Annotated in this window: 17 protein-coding genes and 1 pseudogene; 8 read left to right on the top strand and 10 right to left on the bottom strand. The window is 73.5% G+C overall.

All coding sequences use genetic code 11. From position 1 onward, the window contains the following. Window positions 1-131: 131 nt before the first annotated feature. Both ABT112_RS15840 and ABT112_RS15835 read right to left on the bottom strand, forming a co-directional pair. Complete coding sequence (locus ABT112_RS15840) at window positions 132-1,607, bottom strand: amidase (RefSeq protein WP_351509788.1); 1,476 nt, start codon at window positions 1,605-1,607, stop codon at window positions 132-134. A gap of 52 nt (window positions 1,608-1,659) precedes the next feature. Then, the gene (locus ABT112_RS15835; RefSeq protein WP_351509787.1) at window positions 1,660-2,703 is read right to left on the bottom strand and encodes a helix-turn-helix domain-containing protein; all 1,044 of its coding nucleotides are present in this window, start codon (window positions 2,701-2,703) and stop codon (window positions 1,660-1,662) included. Between the two features lie 274 nt (window positions 2,704-2,977). Between ABT112_RS15835 and ABT112_RS15830 the strand changes: the two genes are divergently transcribed. Beyond that, on the top strand, window positions 2,978-3,325 hold the full coding sequence (locus tag ABT112_RS15830) for a beta/gamma crystallin domain-containing protein (protein WP_351509786.1): 348 nt from the start codon (window positions 2,978-2,980) through the stop codon (window positions 3,323-3,325). 303 nt (window positions 3,326-3,628) lie between these two features. Here ABT112_RS15830 and ABT112_RS15825 read toward each other — a convergent pair whose 3' ends face one another. The 3 genes from ABT112_RS15825 to ABT112_RS15815 all read right to left on the bottom strand — a co-directional run bounded on the left by ABT112_RS15825 (window position 3,629) and on the right by ABT112_RS15815 (window position 7,451). Continuing rightward, on the bottom strand, window positions 3,629-4,663 hold the full coding sequence (locus ABT112_RS15825; RefSeq protein WP_351509784.1) for an isopenicillin N synthase family dioxygenase: 1,035 nt from the start codon (window positions 4,661-4,663) through the stop codon (window positions 3,629-3,631). A 356-nt stretch (window positions 4,664-5,019) separates the two neighbouring features. Beyond that, complete coding sequence (locus ABT112_RS15820) at window positions 5,020-6,285, bottom strand: acyl-CoA dehydrogenase family protein (RefSeq protein ID WP_351509782.1); 1,266 nt, start codon at window positions 6,283-6,285, stop codon at window positions 5,020-5,022. Continuing rightward, window positions 6,282-7,451: an acyl-CoA dehydrogenase family protein gene (locus tag ABT112_RS15815; RefSeq protein ID WP_351509780.1), complete on the bottom strand. Its 1,170-nt coding sequence runs from the start codon at window positions 7,449-7,451 to the stop codon at window positions 6,282-6,284. Before ABT112_RS15815 ends, ABT112_RS15820 begins: the two co-directional genes overlap by 4 nt. 46 nt (window positions 7,452-7,497) lie before the next feature. On the opposite strand from ABT112_RS15815, the gene ABT112_RS15810 reads away from it, so the two are divergent. The 5 genes from ABT112_RS15810 (at window position 7,498) to ABT112_RS15790 (ending at window position 11,110) form a co-directional block, all read left to right on the top strand. Continuing rightward, window positions 7,498-8,289, top strand: a complete 792-nt coding sequence (locus ABT112_RS15810) for an SDR family oxidoreductase (RefSeq protein ID WP_351509778.1) — start codon at window positions 7,498-7,500, stop codon at window positions 8,287-8,289. Window positions 8,290-8,538: 249 nt separating this feature from the next. Continuing rightward, window positions 8,539-9,138: a TetR/AcrR family transcriptional regulator gene (locus tag ABT112_RS15805; RefSeq protein ID WP_351509804.1), complete on the top strand. Its 600-nt coding sequence runs from the start codon at window positions 8,539-8,541 to the stop codon at window positions 9,136-9,138. Window positions 9,139-9,188: 50 nt separating this feature from the next. Beyond that, on the top strand, window positions 9,189-10,346 hold the full coding sequence (locus tag ABT112_RS15800; RefSeq protein ID WP_351509776.1) for an acetyl-CoA C-acetyltransferase: 1,158 nt from the start codon (window positions 9,189-9,191) through the stop codon (window positions 10,344-10,346). Between the two features lie 168 nt (window positions 10,347-10,514). Beyond that, complete coding sequence (cutA, locus tag ABT112_RS15795; RefSeq protein ID WP_351509774.1) at window positions 10,515-10,844, top strand: divalent-cation tolerance protein CutA; 330 nt, start codon at window positions 10,515-10,517, stop codon at window positions 10,842-10,844. Beyond that, on the top strand, window positions 10,748-11,110 hold the full coding sequence (locus ABT112_RS15790) for an ATP-binding protein (RefSeq protein WP_351509772.1): 363 nt from the start codon (window positions 10,748-10,750) through the stop codon (window positions 11,108-11,110). Before cutA ends, ABT112_RS15790 begins: the two co-directional genes overlap by 97 nt. Window positions 11,111-11,134: 24 nt before the next feature. Here the strand turns inward: ABT112_RS15790 and ABT112_RS15785 are convergent. The 5 genes and pseudogenes from ABT112_RS15785 to ABT112_RS15765 form a co-directional block, all read right to left on the bottom strand. Further along, a pseudogene (locus ABT112_RS15785) lies at window positions 11,135-11,964 on the bottom strand (SDR family oxidoreductase). A gap of 173 nt (window positions 11,965-12,137) precedes the next feature. Next, window positions 12,138-13,199 (bottom strand): NAD(P)H-dependent flavin oxidoreductase, encoded by a 1,062-nt coding sequence (locus ABT112_RS15780; RefSeq protein ID WP_502975352.1) that lies wholly within the window; start codon window positions 13,197-13,199, stop codon window positions 12,138-12,140. A gap of 80 nt (window positions 13,200-13,279) precedes the next feature. Continuing rightward, a complete protein-coding gene (locus tag ABT112_RS15775; RefSeq protein ID WP_351509768.1) occupies window positions 13,280-14,272 on the bottom strand; it encodes a CoA-transferase subunit beta in 993 nt (330 codons plus the stop codon). Further along, on the bottom strand, window positions 14,269-15,117 hold the full coding sequence (locus ABT112_RS15770) for a CoA transferase subunit A (RefSeq protein ID WP_351509802.1): 849 nt from the start codon (window positions 15,115-15,117) through the stop codon (window positions 14,269-14,271). Before ABT112_RS15770 ends, ABT112_RS15775 begins: the two co-directional genes overlap by 4 nt. A 14-nt stretch (window positions 15,118-15,131) precedes the next feature. Further along, window positions 15,132-15,965: an enoyl-CoA hydratase family protein gene (locus ABT112_RS15765; RefSeq protein WP_351509766.1), complete on the bottom strand. Its 834-nt coding sequence runs from the start codon at window positions 15,963-15,965 to the stop codon at window positions 15,132-15,134. Between the two features lie 79 nt (window positions 15,966-16,044). Between ABT112_RS15765 and ABT112_RS15760 the strand changes: the two genes are divergently transcribed. Together ABT112_RS15760 and ABT112_RS15755 are read left to right on the top strand one after the other, a co-directional pair. Next, on the top strand, window positions 16,045-16,875 hold the full coding sequence (locus ABT112_RS15760) for an SDR family oxidoreductase (protein WP_351509764.1): 831 nt from the start codon (window positions 16,045-16,047) through the stop codon (window positions 16,873-16,875). 222 nt (window positions 16,876-17,097) lie between these two features. Next, window positions 17,098-18,009 carry an SDR family oxidoreductase gene (locus ABT112_RS15755; protein ID WP_351509761.1) on the top strand — a complete coding sequence of 304 codons (912 nt, stop codon included), beginning with the start codon at window positions 17,098-17,100 and terminating at the stop codon, window positions 18,007-18,009. Window positions 18,010-18,178 lie beyond the last annotated feature (169 nt).

The raw sequence follows: 18,178 nt of genomic DNA, 5'->3' as shown, positions 1-18,178 counted from the left end.
TTCCGGAAGCTTCCGTGTATTTGTGGCCCCCAGGGCCGTAAATATACGTTCCGGAACCCCCACCCCGGAGGCCCCGCCCCCGCACCCCACCACGCTCCCCGCCTGACGCCACCGCCCCTACGCCACCGCCACTACCCCACCGACCCCGCCTCCGGCCGTCGCTCCACCAGCGCCTCGCCCCCCAGTCCGGCAAGACTCGGCCACCGCTCGTACCACCGCTGATCCGCCTCCAGTTGAGCCGCCAAGGAGACCAGTAGCGGTTCACTGTTCGCCGGCCCCAGCAGTTGCGCGCCCACCGGCAGACCGTCCCCGGTGAACCCGGCGGGGACGCTGATCCCCGGCCACCCCAGCACATTCCACGGCCATGCGTACGGGCAGTGCCCGATCATCGTCCGGTCGGTGTGCCAGCCCGACAGCGAGGCCATCGCCCCGATCGCCGGGGGCGGCGTCGCCGTGGTGGGGGTGAGCACGGCATCGAAACGGTGGAAGATCTCCCCCACCCTGGCGTGCAGCCGGGCCTCGGCGGACCGGGCCAGCCGCAGCGGGCCCCCGCCCAGCAGCCGTCCGAGCCGCGCCGCACTGCGCGTCCGCGGATCCAGCAGCGCCGGGTCCGGGACGCGCGCCGCCCACTCCCGGACCCCGGCCGTCGCCCGGGGCACGAAGGTCAGCCCGACCGGACCGTAGCGGGGGTCCTCCTCGAGGACCTCGTGGCCCAGGGCGGCCAGCCGCTCCGCGATGCCGGCGACCGCGGACCGCACCTCGGGGTGCAGCGACTTGGGGGTGCCGGTGAACGCGGTCCGGTACGACAGCGCGATGCGCAGCCGCCTCGGCTCCCGCTCCGCCGCGGGCAGCACGGAGACCGCGGGCGGCTGATGGCGGTCGCCGGGGTGGCTGCCGCTCGTCACGTCCAGCAGCAGTGCGGCGTCCGCCACCGTACGGGCCAGCGGGCCGATGCCGGTGATCCCGTTGAACGCCTCGGCCTCCGGCCAGGTGGAGATGCGTCCGCGCTGCGGCTTGATCCCGACCAGATGCGTCCAGGCCGCAGGGATCCGGACCGAGCCCGCGCCGTCCGACCCCAGCGCCGCCGGGACCAGCCCGGCCGCGACGGCGGCAGCCGTACCGCCGGACGAACCGCCGGGCGTGTGCCCGGTGTTCCACGGATTGCGGGTGTCCCCGAACGCCGGCCCCTCGGTGAACGGCCACTGCCCGAGCTCGGGGGTGTTGGTCTTGCCGACGATCACGGCCCCGGCCGCCCGCAGCCGCCGTGCGGCCTCCCCGTCCTCGGCCTTCACCGGGAACTCGCCGGGGCAGCCGAACGCCGTCGGCTCGCCCGCGACGTCCATGTCGTCCTTCACGGCGACCGGCACACCCAGCAGCGGGGCGCGTTCACCGGCGGCGAGCCTGCGGTCGGCGGCGTCGGCCTCGGCGAGCGCGGCCTCGGCCCGGATCCGGCGGAAGGCGTTCAGCGTGGGCTGTGCGGCCTCGATCCGGGCGAGGGACCGCTCGACCAGCTCCCGGGACGACACCTCGCCCCGGGCGAGGGCGCGGGCTTGCTCGGCAAGTCCTTGGGGCAGGGATCGGGACACCGGGCCACACCTCGTCTCCATCGCTGAACCGTTCGAACGAACAGTACCGCGCGACGGCCCGCGACGTGAGGAGTCACTCCGCGGGAGGCTCCGCGTGGTCGTGGTCGTGGTCGCGGTCGCGGGCGTACGCGGCCGGCGTCCGGCCGTACCGGCTCTTGAAGGCCCGGATGAAGTGGCTGCTGTCGGAGAACTGCCAGCGAGCGGCGACCTCCGTGACGCTCGGCCGGCAGGCCGGTGCGCGCAGGGCCGACCGTGCCTGTTCGAGCCGGCGGTCGCGGATGTACCCGGCGACCGTGTCCGCCCTGCCGGCGCCGGCGCCGCCTCTGATGTTCGCGTGGTCCGCGGCGGCAGTCGCGAACGCCCGGTGCAGGGTGCGCACGGAGATGTTGAGGGCGCGGGCCAGCGTCGCCGGGGAGAGGGCGGGGTCGGTCAGCCGGTGGTCTATGAGGTCCTTCACCGCGCGCACCATGGCGCCGGCCAGCCGGGGCTCGGCACCGTCGGACCGCCCGGCCGCCACGCCGCCGACCAGCTCGATCAGTGTGTTGCGAGCGGCGTGCAGCCCGGCCGGAGTCAGCTCCGTGAGCGTCTCGTCGATCATCCGGACGTGTGCGAGGAGCATCCGCATCTCCGGGGCGTCGGCCGCTCCGGTGATCAGCCGGTCGCCCCTGAGCGGTCCGACGGCCGAGGCCGGCAGGATGAGCACCTTTGCCGCGGTGTCGCGTGCCGTCTCGTGCACGGGCGGGCCGCTGCGGTGCACCAGGAACCGCCCGGCCGGGACGGTCAGTCGGTCCACGCCGCGCCGGTCGAACCGCCAGGTGTTGCGCCGCACCACATGCACCATGACGCGGTTGTCCTCGCATAAGGGCACGCCGCGCAAGGTCCCCAGCAGCGAGGTGCTGGGCACATCGGCGATGACCGAGTCGAGCACCGTGACGGCGCGAGCGCTGATTTCGAATTCCCCGGCACGGCCCGGTATGAAGGCGGGAGCGGGATATTCCGCACCCGTCTGCGCCTCCCAGCCGCGCCGAAAGCTGTCGAAGCCTTCCTCCGGGGTCTTCGGGGCGGTGATGTGCATCGCGAACTCCACTGCCTTTTCAGGCTTGTCGGCCGTAGTCATGTTTCCCCGCTCTCCTTCGTGGCGCTGATGTTCCATCGAGCTGGCGCCGGCGTCCAAGCGTTGGCGGCGGCGCTCTTTCTACGGTTGACGGAGCCGACCGCGGCACGGTTCCGAACAGCGGCGCGACGTGCGGCGGATCGAGGGGAGAGTGCTGAAATCCCTTTCGGCGAGCGCCCGGTGGTCCTGAAGCCGCGGCGCCCACACCAGAACAGCAACACCACTCCGTGCTGCGTCATGACGGTTGCACGGGGTGCTGATTCGGACAGGAGAAGTGATGGTTTCCGGAAAGATGAAAGCGGCCCGCATTCTGGCCACGGGACTGGCCGCAGCCGGCATGTTCACCCTGATCGGGCCGTCCGGCAGTGCTGCGGCAGAGCAGGTACCCTGCCGCGACGGTGAGAACTTTCTGAAGATCTGGTCGCACGGTAGCCGCCACAACGGAGAGAGCTGCTGGGCCAACGCCGGCGTCTACAAGATCGACGGATGGGTCGACCGGGTTTCTACGGGAAACAACGACATCACGATGTACGACTTCAACGGCGCCGTTGTGGATGTGAACCGGTGGAATGACATCTCGTACCCGAACAGGCCGCTCCACATCTGGAAGTTCAGGATCAAGTAGCACGCGCCTCATCCGTAGCACGCGCGTCACATGAAGGCGCGACAGCACGACACCGGGACGTCACCCTCGAAACGGATCCGGTGCCCAGGACGCCGACGGGACCGTCGCGGCCGGGGCTGTCGTGCTGTCAGCGCTCCTGCGCGGGACGGCCGGCCGTCCCGCGCAGGAGTACGCCGACGGCTCAGGTGCCCGCCCTCGCGGCGGTCACCGGCAGGGGGGTGTCGGCGAGGCCGCACACAGCGGCCATGGCGCGGCGGACGAGCCGGTCGCGCGCTCGTCCGCCGCACCGCGGATCATCCGGTCTCAGGCGCCGATCTTCTGCGCCCCCGCCGAGGACAGTTCCTCCAGCAGGCCGGCGTGATGGCGGCGGGCGACCCGGGGATGGGCGCGGAGCCAGCCCTTCAGCTCGTTGCGGCCGAACTCCGCGAACAGCGGGTTCGCCGGGTCCCGGGTGACGCCCGGCGCGCTGTGGGCGTGCGGGAACGGCAGCGGGTCGATCCGCGCGTCCAGCCGCGGGTTGTAGAAGAACGGCACGGAGAAGCGCTCCCGGTTCCCGGGCGGGCTCACCACCCGGTGGTTGGTGGCCTTCAGATAGCCGTTCGTGGCCACCTCCAGCAGCTCTCCCAGGTTGACCACGAACGCGCCCGGCAGCGGCGGCACCTCGTGGAACCGGCCGTCCGCCCGCTCCACCTGCAGCCCGCCGATGTCGTCCTGGAGCAGCAGGGTGAGGAAGCCGTAGTCCTTGTGGGCGCCGACGCCCTGGTCCGCGCCGTCGGGCGCCCGGCCCGGATACCGCACCATCTTCAGGTGCAGATGCGGCCGGTCCCCGAAGGCGTCGTCGTAGAAGCCGGGCGGTGCCCCGATGGCGGCCAGCAGCTCGTGCAGCAGCCGGGCCGCGACCCCGCTGAGCCGGTCGATCCAGCCGAGGGCCGCGGTCCGCAGCTCGGGCAGGGCGTCCGGCCACTGGTTGGGGCCCTCCAGCCACCAGTAGCCGGGCTCGTCGGGGGCGGGGACATGGGCCGGGCGCTCGGCGCCGATGTCGAGCTGGTCGCGCCAGTCCCGGGAGCCGCCGGTGTGCTCGTCGCCGGTCCGGGTGTAGCCCCGGAAGTGGGGTGAGCCGAGGTTGGAGACCACCAGCCGGTCGGCCTCGGGGAGAGCGAAGAAGGACCGGACGGCGCCGGTCAGAGCGGCCGTCTCGGCCGGGGTGACGCCGTGGCCGGTCAGTTGGAAGAAGCCGACGTCATGGGCGGCCGCGTGCAGGTCGGCGTGCAGCCGCGCACGGGAGACGGGGCCGCGGTCGGCGGCCGACAGGTCGATGACGGGAAGCTGAAGCGACATGGGTGATCCGCGGGGTGTGGGCCCGGTGGCACCGGCGGTGGCCGGGGCGGACCGCGACAGACCGGGGTTGCCGGCGCAGCACGGGACCGGGGCGGTGGTCGGGAAGGGTGGAGCACGGCCACCCCGCGCGGGACGGGCAGCGCGCCGTGGTGCGGCGCGGGCGGGTCGAACGGCGCGGGGCAGGGGCCGGAGGAGATCAGCCGGTGCGGCGACAGGACATGCTCGTGACGCGCAGCAGATCGACGTGGCGGCGTCGCACGAGCAGAGGCATGCCATGGAGCGTACTGCGCCCGCCGGGAAAAGGTGACGAGAGGGGCAGCGGGCCGCCGGGCAAGCGGCGACGAGGCGACGAGTAACTACCGGCCCACCGGCGCGGTCGCCGCGGCACCCGCCGAGCCGGACTCTCGACCCTCCGCCGAGCCGGGCTCCCGCGCTCCCGCCGAGCCGGACTCATGAGCACCCGCCGAGCCGGGTCCCGGAGCGGGAACGGCGAAGCCGCCCGCCGCGGCCCCGCGCACCACGGCCGCCCGGCAGTCCGCGGGCGTGCCCCACGCGGTGCGCAGCGCGCGGGCCTTACGGATCCACAGCGACAGCTCGAACTCGTCGGTGTAGCCGATCGCCCCGTGCAGTTGGAGCGCGGTCCGCGCGGCGGCGTACGCGGCTTCGCCCGCGCTCACCTTCGCCGCCGCCACCTCCGCGGCGCTGCCCGGTGCCTCCGCGGCCAGCGCCACGGCCGCGCCGTGCAGCAGCGGGCGGGCGAACTCCAGGGCGATCAGCGCGTCGGCCAGCCGGTGCTTCACCGCCTGGAAGGAACCGACCGCGCTGCCGAACTGATGCCGCTGCTTCACATAGGTCACGGTGCGCTCCACCAGCGCGAGCCCGGTGCCCAGTGCCTGGGCGGCGGTGGCGAACGAGGCCCACTGCGCGGCCCGCGCGGCGGCTTCCCGCACCGCCGGGCCGCTCGCCAGCGGCTCGCCCGCAGCCGGCCGGGCCAGCCGCCGGGCGGGATCGAGCGACGGCTGCACCGGCCCGTGGCCGGTCGCCAGGCTCAGCACGTCGCCGTCGACGACGAACGTGGCGTCGGAGCTGTCGGCGTCCAGGGCGTACGGCCCGCCCCCGGGCGCGCAGAGCGTCACCCGGGCCTCCCCGGACGCGATCCCCGACAGCTTCGCCGAGACGGTGCCCGGCAGCCGCGCCGAGACGCTGCCCGGGAGCCTCGCCGAGCCGGTGCCCAGCGGCTTCGTCGAGACGGAGCCCGACAGCTTCGCCGAGCCGGTGTCCGGCCGCCGGCCCGCGGCCGGTCCGGGCCGCCCGTCCTCGGCGAGCAGCCCGAGGAGTACCGCGGCCGCCACTGTTTCGACCACCGGGCCCGGCACCGCGTGCCGCCCCAACTGCACGAACGCCACGGCCAGTTCCACCGGCAGCCGGCCCGAGCCGCCGTACTCCGCGGGAACGGCCAGCCCGAAGACCCCCGCCTCACCGAGCCGCGACCACAGCGCGCCGCCCGCCCGGTGGTCGCCCGCGGCCCAGGCGCGTACCGCCACCGGGGTCCCGCTGCCGCGCAGCATCCGGTCCAGGGTGCGGTCGAAGTCGTTCCGGGCGTCGTCGAGGAGGAACCTCACCGTCGTCCCTTCGGCAGGCCGAGCAGCCGCTCGGCGATGATGTCGCGCTGGATCTCGTTGGTGCCCGCGTACAGCGGCCCCGCGAGCGAGAAGACATAGCCCTCGGCCCACCCGCCGTGCGCCGGTGCCTCCCCGGCCTCGTCCGACAGCTCGCCCTCCGGCCCGAGCAGGTCGAGCGCCGTCTCGTGCAGCGCCAGATCCAGCCCCGACCAGAACACCTTGTTGAGGCTCGACTCGCTGCCGATCGTCTCGCCCGCGGCCAGCCGTGAGGCGGCGGCGTAGGTGAAGAGCTGGTAGGCGCGGGCGCCGATCACCGCGTCGGCGACCCGGTCGCGCAGCGCGGTGTCCGCCGGGTCCGCCCGCTCCCGCCACAGCTCCACCAGCCGGGCCGCGGCGGCCGTGAACCGGCCGGGGCTGCGCAGCGTCAGCCCGCGCTCGTTCCCTGCGGTGCTCATGGCGATCTGCCAGCCCTGGCCGGGCGTGCCGATCACGTCCTCGTCCGGCACGAGGACGCCGTCGAGGAAGAGTTCGGCGAAGGCGGGCTTGCCGTCCAGCCGGCCGATGGGCCGGACGGTCACCCCGGGCGCGTCCAGCGGGAACATCAGATACGTCAGCCCCCGGTGCGGCCGGCCCGCCGCCGGGTCGCTGCGGAACAGCCCGAAGGCGCGGTCCGCGAACGCCGCCCGCGACGACCAGGTCTTCTGCCCGTCCAGCCGCCGCCCGCCCGCGACCCGCGCCGCCGTGGCCCGCAGCGACGCCAGGTCCGATCCGGCCTCCGGCTCCGACCAGGCCTGGGCCCAGATCACCTCGCCGCTCGCCATCGCCGGCAGGATCCGGGCCCGCTGCTCCTCGGTGCCGTACGCGAAGAGCGTGGGGGCGAGCAGGCTGACGCCGTTCTGCCCGACCCGTCCCGGGGCCCCGGCCGCGTAGTACTCCTCCTCGAAGATCAGCCACTCGGTCACCGAAGCGCCCCGGCCGCCGTACTCCTCGGGCCAGGTGACGACCGACCAGCGGTCTGCGAACAGGGTGCGCTCCCACTCCCGGTGGGCGGCGAAGCCCTTCTCCGTCTCCAGGGAGGGCAGCGGAGCGGCGGGCACATGGGCGGCGAGCCAGGCGCGGGCCTCGGCGCGGAAGGCGTTCTCCGCGGCGGAGAAGGCGATGTCCACCAACACTCCTTCCCTAACAAGTGTTTGGTAGGTTAGCGTAACGGTCATGACCCCCGCGACCCCGCCCGCCTACGTACCGGGCCACCGGCTGCTGGAGGGGCGCACGGCCGTGATCACCGCCGCCGCGGGCGCCGGGATCGGCGGGGCCACCGCGCGCAGGTTCCTGGAGGAGGGCGCCCGGATCGTCATCGGCGACGCCCACGCCCGCCGGCTCGCCGCGACCGCCGACGCCCTCGGCGCGGAATTCGGCACCGACCGGGTCGCCGGACTGGCCTGCGACGTCACCGACGAAGCCCAGGTCGCCGCCCTGCTCGACCTCGCCGAGGAGCGGCACGGGCACCTCGACACCATGGTCAACAACGCCGGGCTCGGCGGCACCGCCGAACTCACCGAGATGACCGACGAGCAGTGGGACCGGGTCCTCGACGTCACCCTGAACGGCACCTTCCGCTGCACCCGCGCCGCCCTGCGCCGGATGCGGGCGGCCGGGCGCGGCGGTGTCGTCGTCAACAACGCCTCCGTCGTCGGCTGGCGCGCCCAACGCGGCCAGGCCCACTACGCCGCCGCCAAGGCCGGTGTCATGGCCCTGACCCGCTGCGCGGCCGTGGAGGCGGCCGACCACGGCGTGCGGGTCAACGCCGTCTCCCCGAGCCTCGCCATGCACCCGCACCTGGTGAAGGTCACCACGCCCGAGCTGCTCGCCGAGCTCACCGAGCGCGAGGCGTTCGGCCGCTGGGCCGAGCCCTGGGAGGTCGCCAACGTGATCGTCTTCCTGGCGAGCGACTACTCCTCGTACATGACCGGCGAGACCGTGCCGGTCAGCAGCCAGCGGGCGTGAGACGACAATGAAGGTGTGCCGAAGAGCAGTGGGCCGCACAGCGGCGAGAAGACCAGCGCCCGCGGTGGCGGGAAGAGCAGTACCCGCGGCGGCGAGGAGACCAGCGCCCGCGGCGGCGGGCAGACCACCGCACGCAGCGGCGGGCGGACCGGCGGTGCACAGACCAGCGGTGCACGGACCAGCGGCGCGGGGACGAGCGCGCGCGGCAGCGGGAGCGCCGGGGCGCGCGGCGCCGGACGGGCGACCGCGGTGAACGCCTCACCGGAGCGGCGCCGGCAGCTCCTGGACACCGCGGCCGAGGTGTTCGCCGCCCAGGGCTACAACGCCACCACCGTCCGCCGGATCGCCGACGAGGCGGGGATGCTCGCGGGCAGCCTCTACTACCACTTCGACTCCAAGGAGTCGATGCTCGACGAGATCCTCTCCACCTTCCTGAACGAGCTGTGGGCCGGGTACGACGCTGTACTCGAAGCCGGGCTCGGCCCCCGGGAGACCATCGAGGCCCTCGTCACCGAGTCCTTCCGGGAGATCGACCGGCACCGCGCCGCCGTCGCGATCTACCAGAAGGAGGCCCGGCACCTCGCCGACCAGCCGCGGTTCGGCTATCTCGCCGACTCGCAGCGGAAGTTCGAGAAGGCCTGGCTCGGGACGCTGGAACGCGGCGTCGCGGCCCGGGCCTTCCGCGCCGATCTCGACGTCCGGCTCACCTACCGCTTCGTGCGCGACACCGTCTGGGTCGCCGCGTCCTGGTACCGGCCGGGCGGCCTGCACAGCCCCGAGGAGATCGCCCGGCAGTACCTCTCGATGGTGCTGGACGGCATCGCCCTGGGGAGCGACCAGCAGACCTGACCCGGGCCCCGGGCCCGGACAGCAGCCCTGACGACGAAGGAGCAGCAGCCATGGCCGAGGCCTACATCGTCGACGCCGTACGGACCCCGGTCGGCCGGCGCGGGGGCGGACTCTCCGCCGTGCATCCGGCCGACCTGGGTGCCCATGTGCTGACGGCGCTGATGGAGCGCACCGGGATCGACCCGGCCGCCGTCGAGGACGTGGTCTTCGGCTGCCTCGACACGGTCGGACCGCAGGCCGGCGACATCGCGCGCACCGCCTGGCTGGCCGCGGGCCTGCCCGAGGAGGTGCCGGGCGTGACGGTGGACCGGCAGTGCGGCTCGTCCCAGCAGGCGCTGCACTTCGCGGCGCAGGGCGTGCTGTCGGGCACCCAGGACCTGGTGGTCGCGGGCGGCGTGCAGAACATGTCCCAGGTGCCCATCGCCTACGCCAGCCGCCAGGCCACCGAGCCGCTCGGGCTCACCGAGGGCCCGTTCGCCGGCTCCGAGGGCTGGCGGGCCCGATACGGCGACCGCCCGGTCAGCCAGTTCCTCGGCGCCGAGACGATCGCCGCCAAGTGGAACATCTCCCGACAGGACATGGAGGAGTTCGCCCTCCGCTCCCACCGGCGGGCCGTCCGCGCCATCGACGAGGGGCGCTTCGACCGCGAACTGGTGCCCTGCCGCGGTGTGACGGCGGACGAGGGCCCCCGGCGCGACACTTCACTGGAGAAGATGGCGGCCCTGAAACCCCTGGTCGAGGGCGGCCGGCTGACCGCCGCGGTCTCCTCCCAGGTCTCCGACGGCGCCTCGGCGATCCTCATCGCGAGCGACCAGGCGGTACGGGACCACGGCCTCACCCCGCGCGCCCGCGTCCACCACCTGTCCGTACGCGGCGAGGACCCGCTCCGGATGCTCACCGCCCCGATCCCCGCGACGGCGTTCGCCCTCAAGAAGACCGGGCTCACCCTGGACGACATCGACCTGGTGGAGATCAACGAGGCCTTCGCGCCCGTGGTCCTGGCCTGGCTGAAGGAGACGGGCGCCGACCCGGAGCGGACCAACGTCAACGGCGGCGCCATCGCCCTGGGCCACCCCCTGGGCGCCACCGGCACCAAGCTGATGACCACCCTCCTGAACGAACTGGAGCGCACCGGCGGACGGTTCGGCCTCCAGACGATGTGCGAGGGCGGCGGCCAGGCGAACGTGACGATCATCGAACGTCTCTGACGCGACGGTCATCGAGCGTCCTTGGCCCGACGGCCGTCGAACGTCTCTGACGGGCCGCCGCGGATCACCGGCCTACGGGGCGTCGCGAACGGTGCGGGGTGGTGCCTGCTCATCCACGGCAGACGCCACCCCGGTATCGATACGCTCCGGCATCGATACGCTCGAAGCATGGCTGACTGCGTGATGGTCTACACAGCAACGGAGAGCCGCGAGGCGGCCGTGGCGCTGGGCAAGGGCGCGACAGAGGCCCGACTGGCAGCGGGTGCCCAGGTGGTCGGCCCGGTGACGTCGCTCTTCTGGCACCTGGGAGAGTTCGGTGAGGGCGAGGAATGGCAGCTCCTGTTCAGAACCACGTCTGACCGCTACCCCGACCTCGAAGCGCACCTTCTGGCCAACCACCCATGGAAGAACCCGGAAGTCGTCGCGGTACCCGTGGCCGCGGGCGCCTCGGGGTACCTCGGCTGGGTGGCTCGGACGGTGGGGGATGCGGCGGACTGAGTCACGCCGTGTGCCATGCCCGAACGCCAGGGGGACGGCAGGTCGAGACTCGATTCCAACGCCAAGCGGATGCCGTGCGGATTGAGGTTCACGACGCATCCGAAGAACTTCCGACTCCGCGAGTGCTCACCGCTGACGCGGTGGACGGTCGAGGACTGGCGCTGGTCGCGACGCTGACCGACTCATGGGGGGTCAGTGGGCGAGACGGGGTGGGCAAGGTGGTCTGGGCCGTTGTGTCCTCTCCTCATGGGGATGGCGAGGCATGAGGGAGCAGGGCAGGGTTGTTCTCGTCAGCGGAATGCGGCGGCGTTCTCCGTCGCCCACTGCTGGAACGACCGAGCGGGAGATCCGGTGAGCTGCGACACCGTGTCGCGCACCTTGAGCAGCTCGTCGTTTCCCCGCCCATCAGATCGAGCACGGCATCCGCGGTCTCGTCGCCCAGGAACGGCGTCATCTGCTGGTGGGCCTCGTGGCGACTGATCTCGTCGAGGGACACCTCTTCGCCCAGTACCGTGCCAACGGCTGCGATCTGCTCCCGTGGGGAGATCCGTTCGGGCCCGGTCAGCGCATACGTCCGTCCGTGGTGGCCCGGTTCGGTCAACGCTTCCCGGGCCACCGCCGCAATGTCGGCCGGGTGGATGGCGGGAAGCCCGACGTCCGCGTACGGCACCCGGACCGATCGGCTCTCCCGAATCGATTCCGCCCACCACAGAGCGTTCGAGGCGAACTGTGTCGGTCGCAGAATCGTCCAGGCGAGCCCGCTGGCTTTGACCAGCGACTCCGCCTCCAGATTCATGTGTGCGGCAGGCAGATGCGGATGGGTGTGCACGGTGATGGACGACACGAGAACGACGTGTTCCACCCCTGCCCGCCGGGCGTGCGTGAGGAGGTCCGCGTCAGCTCCCAGGCCCGGCAGGAGGAACAGGGCGCGAACCCCGTCCACCGCGGGCTTCAGCGAATCCGTCCGGGCAAGATCGCCCTCAACGGCCTCGACTCCGTGAGGCAGTGCGGCACGGGTGGCATCGCGCGTCAATGCCCGCACAGGGGCAGTCCCGGCCTCCTGCAACTGCCGTAGCAGGGCTCTTCCGATGTTCCCGGTCGCACCGGTCACAAGAATCATCGTGGTATCTCCTGTCGCCAACCGTCGATAGGACTCCGCACGCTATGACCTCAACGAAACTTGAGGTCAACCTTGTGGTGGGCACGAGGAACGTGCCGACGGCAGACTCCAGTCGGCAACACTGGGATGTTGGGCCGCAGGGGAGGGCCGGGACGGCGCCGTGATCAGTGTCCTCACTGCCGAGGCTCGGCCCTGCCGGGCAGCCCATCCAGCACCGCACACGCCTCCCGCACGACACGGTCCACCAGTTCCGCGCACGAGGGCAGGTCCTCGATGAGCCCCGCGACCTGGCCGGAGGCCATCACGCCGGTGTCCGTGCGGCCGTCCACCATCGATGACTTGAGCAGCATCGGGGTGTTGGCGGCGAGCAGCACCTGACTCCACGTCAAGTCCTTGCCGTGCTTCAGGGACAGCCCGTCCCGGACCATCTGCGGCCAGCTCAGGCCGGACACCCCGCGGAGCGACGCGGCGTGCCGGACGGCTCGGAGCAGTGCTGCGAGGCGGCCGGAGCGTTCCAGGGAGCCGACGAGTTCGCTGCGCAGCATCCGGTGCGGCAGGCCGTCGACCGCCGTGGTGACGGTGACGTCCCGGACCGTCGCCGCCAGGTAGCGGGCCTTCACCGCGTCGGGCACGGTGCTGTCCGAGGTGAGCAGGAAGCGGGTGCCCATGGCGATGCCCGCCGCCCCGTAGGCCAGGGCCGCGACCAGGCCGCGTCCGTCGAAGAAGCCGCCCGCCGCGATCACCGGGATGTCGACGGCGTCGACGACCTGGGGCAGCAGGACGGTGGTCGCCACCTCGCCGGTGTGGCCGCCGCCCTCGCCGCCCTGGACCACCACCACGTCGGCGCCCCAGGCGGCGACCTTCTCCGCGTGCCGGCGGGCGCCGACGGACGGAATGACGACCACGCCCGCGTCCTTCAGCCGTGCGATCAGGTCCCGGGACGGTGCGAGGGCGAACGAGGCGACCCGCACGCCCTCGTCGATGATGATCCGCACCCGTTCGTCCGCGTCTCCGGCGTCGGCACGGAGGTTGACCCCGAACGGCGCGTCCGTGCGGTCCTTCACCTCGCATATCGCGGAGCGCAGCTGATCGGGTGTCATGGTCGCCGACCCGAGGATGCCCAGTGCTCCGGCCGCCGCGGTGGCCGAGACGAGCCGGGGGCCGGCGACCCAGCCCATCCCGGTCTGGACGACCGGATGCCGGACTCCGGTCAGCCGGGTGAGCGGGGTGTCGATGCGTGGGGTGACCGATGCCGTCCCCGACTTCTGCCCAGCAAAAGGCGGTTGGCCCAGGTCCCCCGACTGTCCGGGTGCCGTCATGAGCGGACCTCCCGGTCGCGCAGCCCGCGCGGATCGATCACCTCACGGATCAGCCGGAGCTCCTCCTCGGTCGGCTCACGCGTGAACGGCACCACGGGCGGAGCGGTCGACTCCTGGGCATCCGCTGGCTCTTGGGCATCCCCCTGCCCGGACGGCGCGCCCGACTCCGACCGATCCCCCCGCCCGAACGGATCCCCCCGCCCGAACGGATTCCCCCGCCCGGACGGATCGGCCGCCCGGGACGAGTGCGCCGACCGGGACGGATCCGCCGACCCGGACGGATCCGCCGGATCGGACGCGACCGCCAGGGGGACCGCCAGCGGGAACGCCGTGGCCGCCACGACATCGTCGACCGTCACCCCCGGGTGCACGGAGACCAGCCGCATCGACCGGTCCGGGGTCTCGAAGTCGAAGACCCCCAGGTCACTGACGACCCGTGGGATGTGATGGAACCGGGTGGCCGACGGGCCCGCGGCCGCCGCCCGGTCGTAGCCCACGCCGCAGACCATGTCGACCCGCTCGACGAACACCCGCCGGGAGTGCCGGGGCACCCAATAACTCGTCGCGTGGTTGAGGGTGTTGACGGGGGCTCCGCGGACGCCCAGCAGCTGCCGGTCGGGGCGGTCCCAGTCACCGATGCACGCGATGTTCTGGTTGCCGTGCCGGTCGAGCTGTGAGGCGCCCATCATCACGTGGCGCCTGCCCCCGGCGGCCATGGCCAGATGCCGGTGGAACGGCAGCCAGCCCTCCACCACCCGCGCCGTGCCGCCCAGTTCCGGGACGTCCCCGATGAGCAGCGCCTCCCCGTCGGTGAGCAGCAGATCGGGCGCGAACGTCAGCCGGGCCAGCCGGGCCGCGATCGTCGGCACCGTGCCCATCGGGCTCGCCAGGATCTCCCCGGCACCGCGCCAGGCCTCGGCGCACGCCACCACGCAGTACTCGGCGCGGGTCGCCGCCGCGGTTCCGGGAACCGTCGGTCCGGACGTCATCGCTGCTCCTCCTGCCATGCCGCCACCGCGGCCCGGTAGGCGTGCTCACCGCCGGAGAGGAAGCGGTCGGTGAAGGACCGCCAGGCCGCCGGGTCCGCGGCGGCGGCCGCGTATGCCCGCTGGAACGGCTCGTCGCGGTCGTAGTCGGGGGCGCATGAAGTGAAGTGCGCGCCGTTCGGGGCTTCGATGACCCCCGTGACATGGCTCCGGGGAATGAGCAGCGTCTGTGGACCGCCCGCGTCGAGCAGCTTCGCACTGTCCACGATCCGCTCGCACGAGACGAAGGCGGTCGGGGCCGCCGCACAGAAGAGATCGTCGAAGTACGGATCGGGGCCCAGATACTGGCCGTTGCCGTGCGCGTCGGCCCGGTTGAGGTGGACCAGGGAGACGTCCGGGCGGAGGGCGGGAACGGCGACGAGCTCCTCCCCGTCCTCGTACGGCGATCTGACCGTCCGCAGAGCCGGGTTGACCCGGAGGACGTCCGAACCGAGCCCGGCCCGGACCGGCATGAACGGCAGCCGGTGGGCGCCCGCGGTCAGACCCCACTGGAACATCGCCTCGTCCAGCTCCACCAGCTCGAACGCGCCCCGCTCCCGCGCCGCCCGGTAGTGCGGTTCCAGCGGGATCGAATCGAGCGTCACGAACGCGGTGACCAGCTTCCGGATCCGGCCCGCCGCGGCCAGCAGCCCCACGTCCGGGCCGCCGTACGCGATCACGGTCAGGTCGGTGACACCGGACCGCAGCAGCGCCCGCACCAGGGCCATCGGCTTGCGCCGGGACCCCCAGCCGCCGATGCCGACCGTCATCCCGCTCTCCAGCCGGCCGACCGCCTCCTCGGCGGTCATCGTCTTGTCGGTGCTCACCGCGCCTCCTTGGCGGAATGGGGGGAATGCGCCGCACCTTCCGAAGTTCCCGATGCCGCCGTAGGCGTGGAAGGAGGCGAACGGTCCGGTTTGCGGGTGACGAACGCCTCACGGTGCCGGTCGGCCACCCCGCTGAGGTTCGCCTCGAACGTGAACCCCTGCTCGAAGCGGTAGCTGCGCCGCACGTCGACGGGGTCGATGCCGTTGATCGCGGCCTTCGCCAGGCGCAGCAGGTAGCCGTCCTTCGCCGCGATCTCCCGGGCCAGCGCCACCGCCGCGTCCAGCAGCCGCTCGCGGGGGACGACCTCCCAGACCGAGCCGTGCCGGTGCAGCTCCTCGGCGGTGGCGGTGCGCGAGGTGAAGTACAGCGCGCGCATCAGGTGCTGCGGCACCAGCCGGGCGAGGTGCGTCGCCGCGCCGAGCGCGCCCCGGTCCAGCTCGGGCAGCCCGAACGTCGCGTCGTCACTCGCCACGACGGCGTCCGCGTTGCCGACCAGACCGATGCCGCCACCCAGGCAGAAGCCCGCCACGGCGGCCACCACCGGAACCTCGCACTCGTAGACCGCGGCGAAGGCCTCGTAGCAGCCCCGGTTGGCGCCCAGCAGCGCGCCGTGGCCCTCCTCCCGCTGCATCTCCTTGAGGTCGACGCCCGCGTTGAAGCCGCGCCCGGCGGCGGTCAGGACGACACAGCGCACGGCCGGGTCGCGGCCGGCGGCGCGTACCGCGTCGGCCAGCTCGTACCAGCCCCGTACCGGCAGGGCGTTGACGGGCGGGTAGTCGACGGTGACAACGGCCAGTCCCGCGTCGGGGACGGAGGTGGAGACACCCATGAGCGAATCCGCTACCTTTCCACCAAACGTTTGTTAGGTGGGACGGTAGCAGCGGTCGGCGCGCCGCGGGAGGTGCGAGGTGGGCATCGAACTGGACCTGGCGGGGCGCGTGGTCGTGGTCACCGGCGGCACCCGCGGGGTCGGAGCGGGCATCGCGCGGGCCTTCCTGCGGGCCGGTGCCCGGGTGGTGGCCGCAGCGCGGCGACCGCCCGACGAACCGGTCACGGCGGCGGGGCGGACGGCGGACTTCCACCCCCTGGACCTGCGGGACGCCCCGGCGGTCGGGGCGTTCTTCACCGGGATCGCCGACCGGTACGGCCGACTGGACTGCCTCGTCAACAACGCCGGGGGCACGCCCCACCGGCTGCTCGCGGACGCCGGGCCCGAACGCCATGCCCGAGTCGTCGAACTGAACCTCACCGGCGCCCTCACCGCCTCCCTCGCCGCCCACGCGGTGATGACGGAGCACCGGACACCGGGGTCGGTGATCATGATCGGCAGTGTGAGCGGCGGCCGCCCCTCGCCGGGGACGGCGGCCTACGGCGCGGCCAAGGCAGGGCTGGAGAGCCTCGCCCGCTCGATGGCGGTGGAGTGGGCGCCGGACATCCGCGTCAACACCCTCGTCCTCGGCATGGTGCGCACCGAGCTCTCCCGGCTGCACTATGGGGACGCCGCCGGGGTGGCGGCCGTCGGCCGGACGGTCCCGCTGGGCCGGCTGGCCGAACCCGACGAGGCCGGCGACGCCGCCGTCTTCCTCGCCTCCGACCGCGCCGCGTACATCACCGGGGCCAGCCTTCTCGTCCACGGGGGCGGGGAGCGCCCCGCGTTCCTGGACGCGGCAGCCGCGTCCGGTCCACCCCCGGACGGCGCCGACCGGACCCGCCCCGCCGACCGGACCCGCCCGCGGTGAGCCGGACCGCGCGGTGGCGTCCCGCACGATCCGCCGGCCGTGACAGGTGCCCGGGCGAACGGCCTACGGGCGGCGGGCAGAGGACGGTGGGCAGAGGGCGGCGGGCAGAGGGCGCAGACCGGCGGCCCGGGCGCAGGACTCGCAGGGAAACCGCCGGCCGGCAACGGGCCGGCCGGCACAGCACTGACCATCGAAGCCGAAGTGCCGACGGAGGAGTGCGGAATGACCGGAATCTGCAGCGGGCGCGTCGTCGTGCTGACCGGGGCGGGGCGTGGGCTCGGGCGGGCGCACGCCCTGGCCTTCGCGGCCGAGGGCGCCCGCGTGGTCGTGAACGACCTCGGCGTCGGCCCGGACGGCGCGGGAGGCTCGTCCGGTCCGGCCCAGCACGTCGTGGACGAGATCAGGGCCGCCGGCGGCGAGGCGGTCGCCCACACGGGGGACATCGCGACCGCCACAGGCGCCGCCTCGCTCGTCACCACCGCGCTCGACACCTTCGGCCGCCTCGACACCCTGGTCAACAACGCGGGATTCCTGCGGGACCGGATGCTCGTCAATCTGGACGAGGACGACTGGGACGCCGTCGTCCGCGTCCATCTCAGGGGCCATTTCCTGCCCCTGCGGCACGCGGCGGCGCACTGGCGGGCGGAGGCGAAGGCGGGGCGCACCCCCGAGGCCCGCGTGATCAACACCAGCTCCGGCGCCGGACTGCTCGGCAGCGTCGGGCAGGGCAACTACTCCGCCGCCAAGGCCGGGATCGTCGCCCTCACCCTCGTCGCCGCCGCCGAGATGGGCCGCTACGGGATCCAGGTCAACGCCGTCGCTCCCGCCGCCCGCACCCGGATGACCGAACGGACCTTCGAGGAGGCCATGGCGGCGCCGGGTGACGGCGCGTTCGACGCGATGGCCCCGGAGAACGTCTCCCCGCTCGTCGTCTGGCTGGGCTCGGCCGGCTCCGCCGGGGTGACGGGCCGGGTCTTCGGGGCCGAAGCCGGCCGGATCACCGTGATGGAGGGCTGGCGGCCCGGCCCCACCGTCGACAAGGGCGCGCGCTGGACGCCCGCCGAGGCCGGTGACGTGGCGCTGGGACTGCTCGCCGACGCCCGGCCCCCGGAGCCGGTGTACGGCGCGGGCTGACCGGAGGGCGGCGGCCACCGGCATCCGCACGACACCCCGGCAGGCGGGCGCGCCGTCGTGCCCCCGGCCGGGGCCCGGACGCACCGGACCACCGCCGAGACCGCTCCGCCGCCAAGACCATCCGCGCCGCCGCCGTCCGGACGGCCGTCCGCGCCGCGACCGTCCGGAC

Source organism: Streptomyces sp. NPDC002055 (assembly GCF_040296705.1).
GTDB lineage: Bacteria > Actinomycetota > Actinomycetes > Streptomycetales > Streptomycetaceae > Streptomyces.
The sequence above is the reverse complement of the archived record's forward strand: the minus strand, read 5'-3'. Positions and strand labels throughout refer to the sequence as shown.

Excerpts from the sequence above, each read along its gene's own strand:
- ABT112_RS15840 (WP_351509788.1), bottom strand. The coding sequence starts at position 1,607 with ATGGAGACGAGGTGTGGCCCGGTGTCCCGATCCCTGCCCCAAGGACTT.
- ABT112_RS15835 (WP_351509787.1), bottom strand. The coding sequence starts at position 2,703 with ATGACTACGGCCGACAAGCCTGAAAAGGCAGTGGAGTTCGCGATGCAC.
- ABT112_RS15830 (WP_351509786.1), top strand. The coding sequence starts at position 2,978 with ATGGTTTCCGGAAAGATGAAAGCGGCCCGCATTCTGGCCACGGGACTG.
- ABT112_RS15825 (WP_351509784.1), bottom strand. The coding sequence starts at position 4,663 with ATGTCGCTTCAGCTTCCCGTCATCGACCTGTCGGCCGCCGACCGCGGC.
- ABT112_RS15810 (WP_351509778.1), top strand. The coding sequence starts at position 7,498 with ATGACCCCCGCGACCCCGCCCGCCTACGTACCGGGCCACCGGCTGCTG.
- ABT112_RS15800 (WP_351509776.1), top strand. The coding sequence starts at position 9,189 with ATGGCCGAGGCCTACATCGTCGACGCCGTACGGACCCCGGTCGGCCGG.
- cutA (WP_351509774.1), top strand. The coding sequence starts at position 10,515 with ATGGCTGACTGCGTGATGGTCTACACAGCAACGGAGAGCCGCGAGGCG.
- ABT112_RS15790 (WP_351509772.1), top strand. The coding sequence starts at position 10,748 with ATGGAAGAACCCGGAAGTCGTCGCGGTACCCGTGGCCGCGGGCGCCTC.
- ABT112_RS15775 (WP_351509768.1), bottom strand. The coding sequence starts at position 14,272 with ATGACGTCCGGACCGACGGTTCCCGGAACCGCGGCGGCGACCCGCGCC.
- ABT112_RS15770 (WP_351509802.1), bottom strand. The coding sequence starts at position 15,117 with ATGACCGCCGAGGAGGCGGTCGGCCGGCTGGAGAGCGGGATGACGGTC.
- ABT112_RS15765 (WP_351509766.1), bottom strand. The coding sequence starts at position 15,965 with ATGGGTGTCTCCACCTCCGTCCCCGACGCGGGACTGGCCGTTGTCACC.
- ABT112_RS15755 (WP_351509761.1), top strand. The coding sequence starts at position 17,098 with ATGACCGGAATCTGCAGCGGGCGCGTCGTCGTGCTGACCGGGGCGGGG.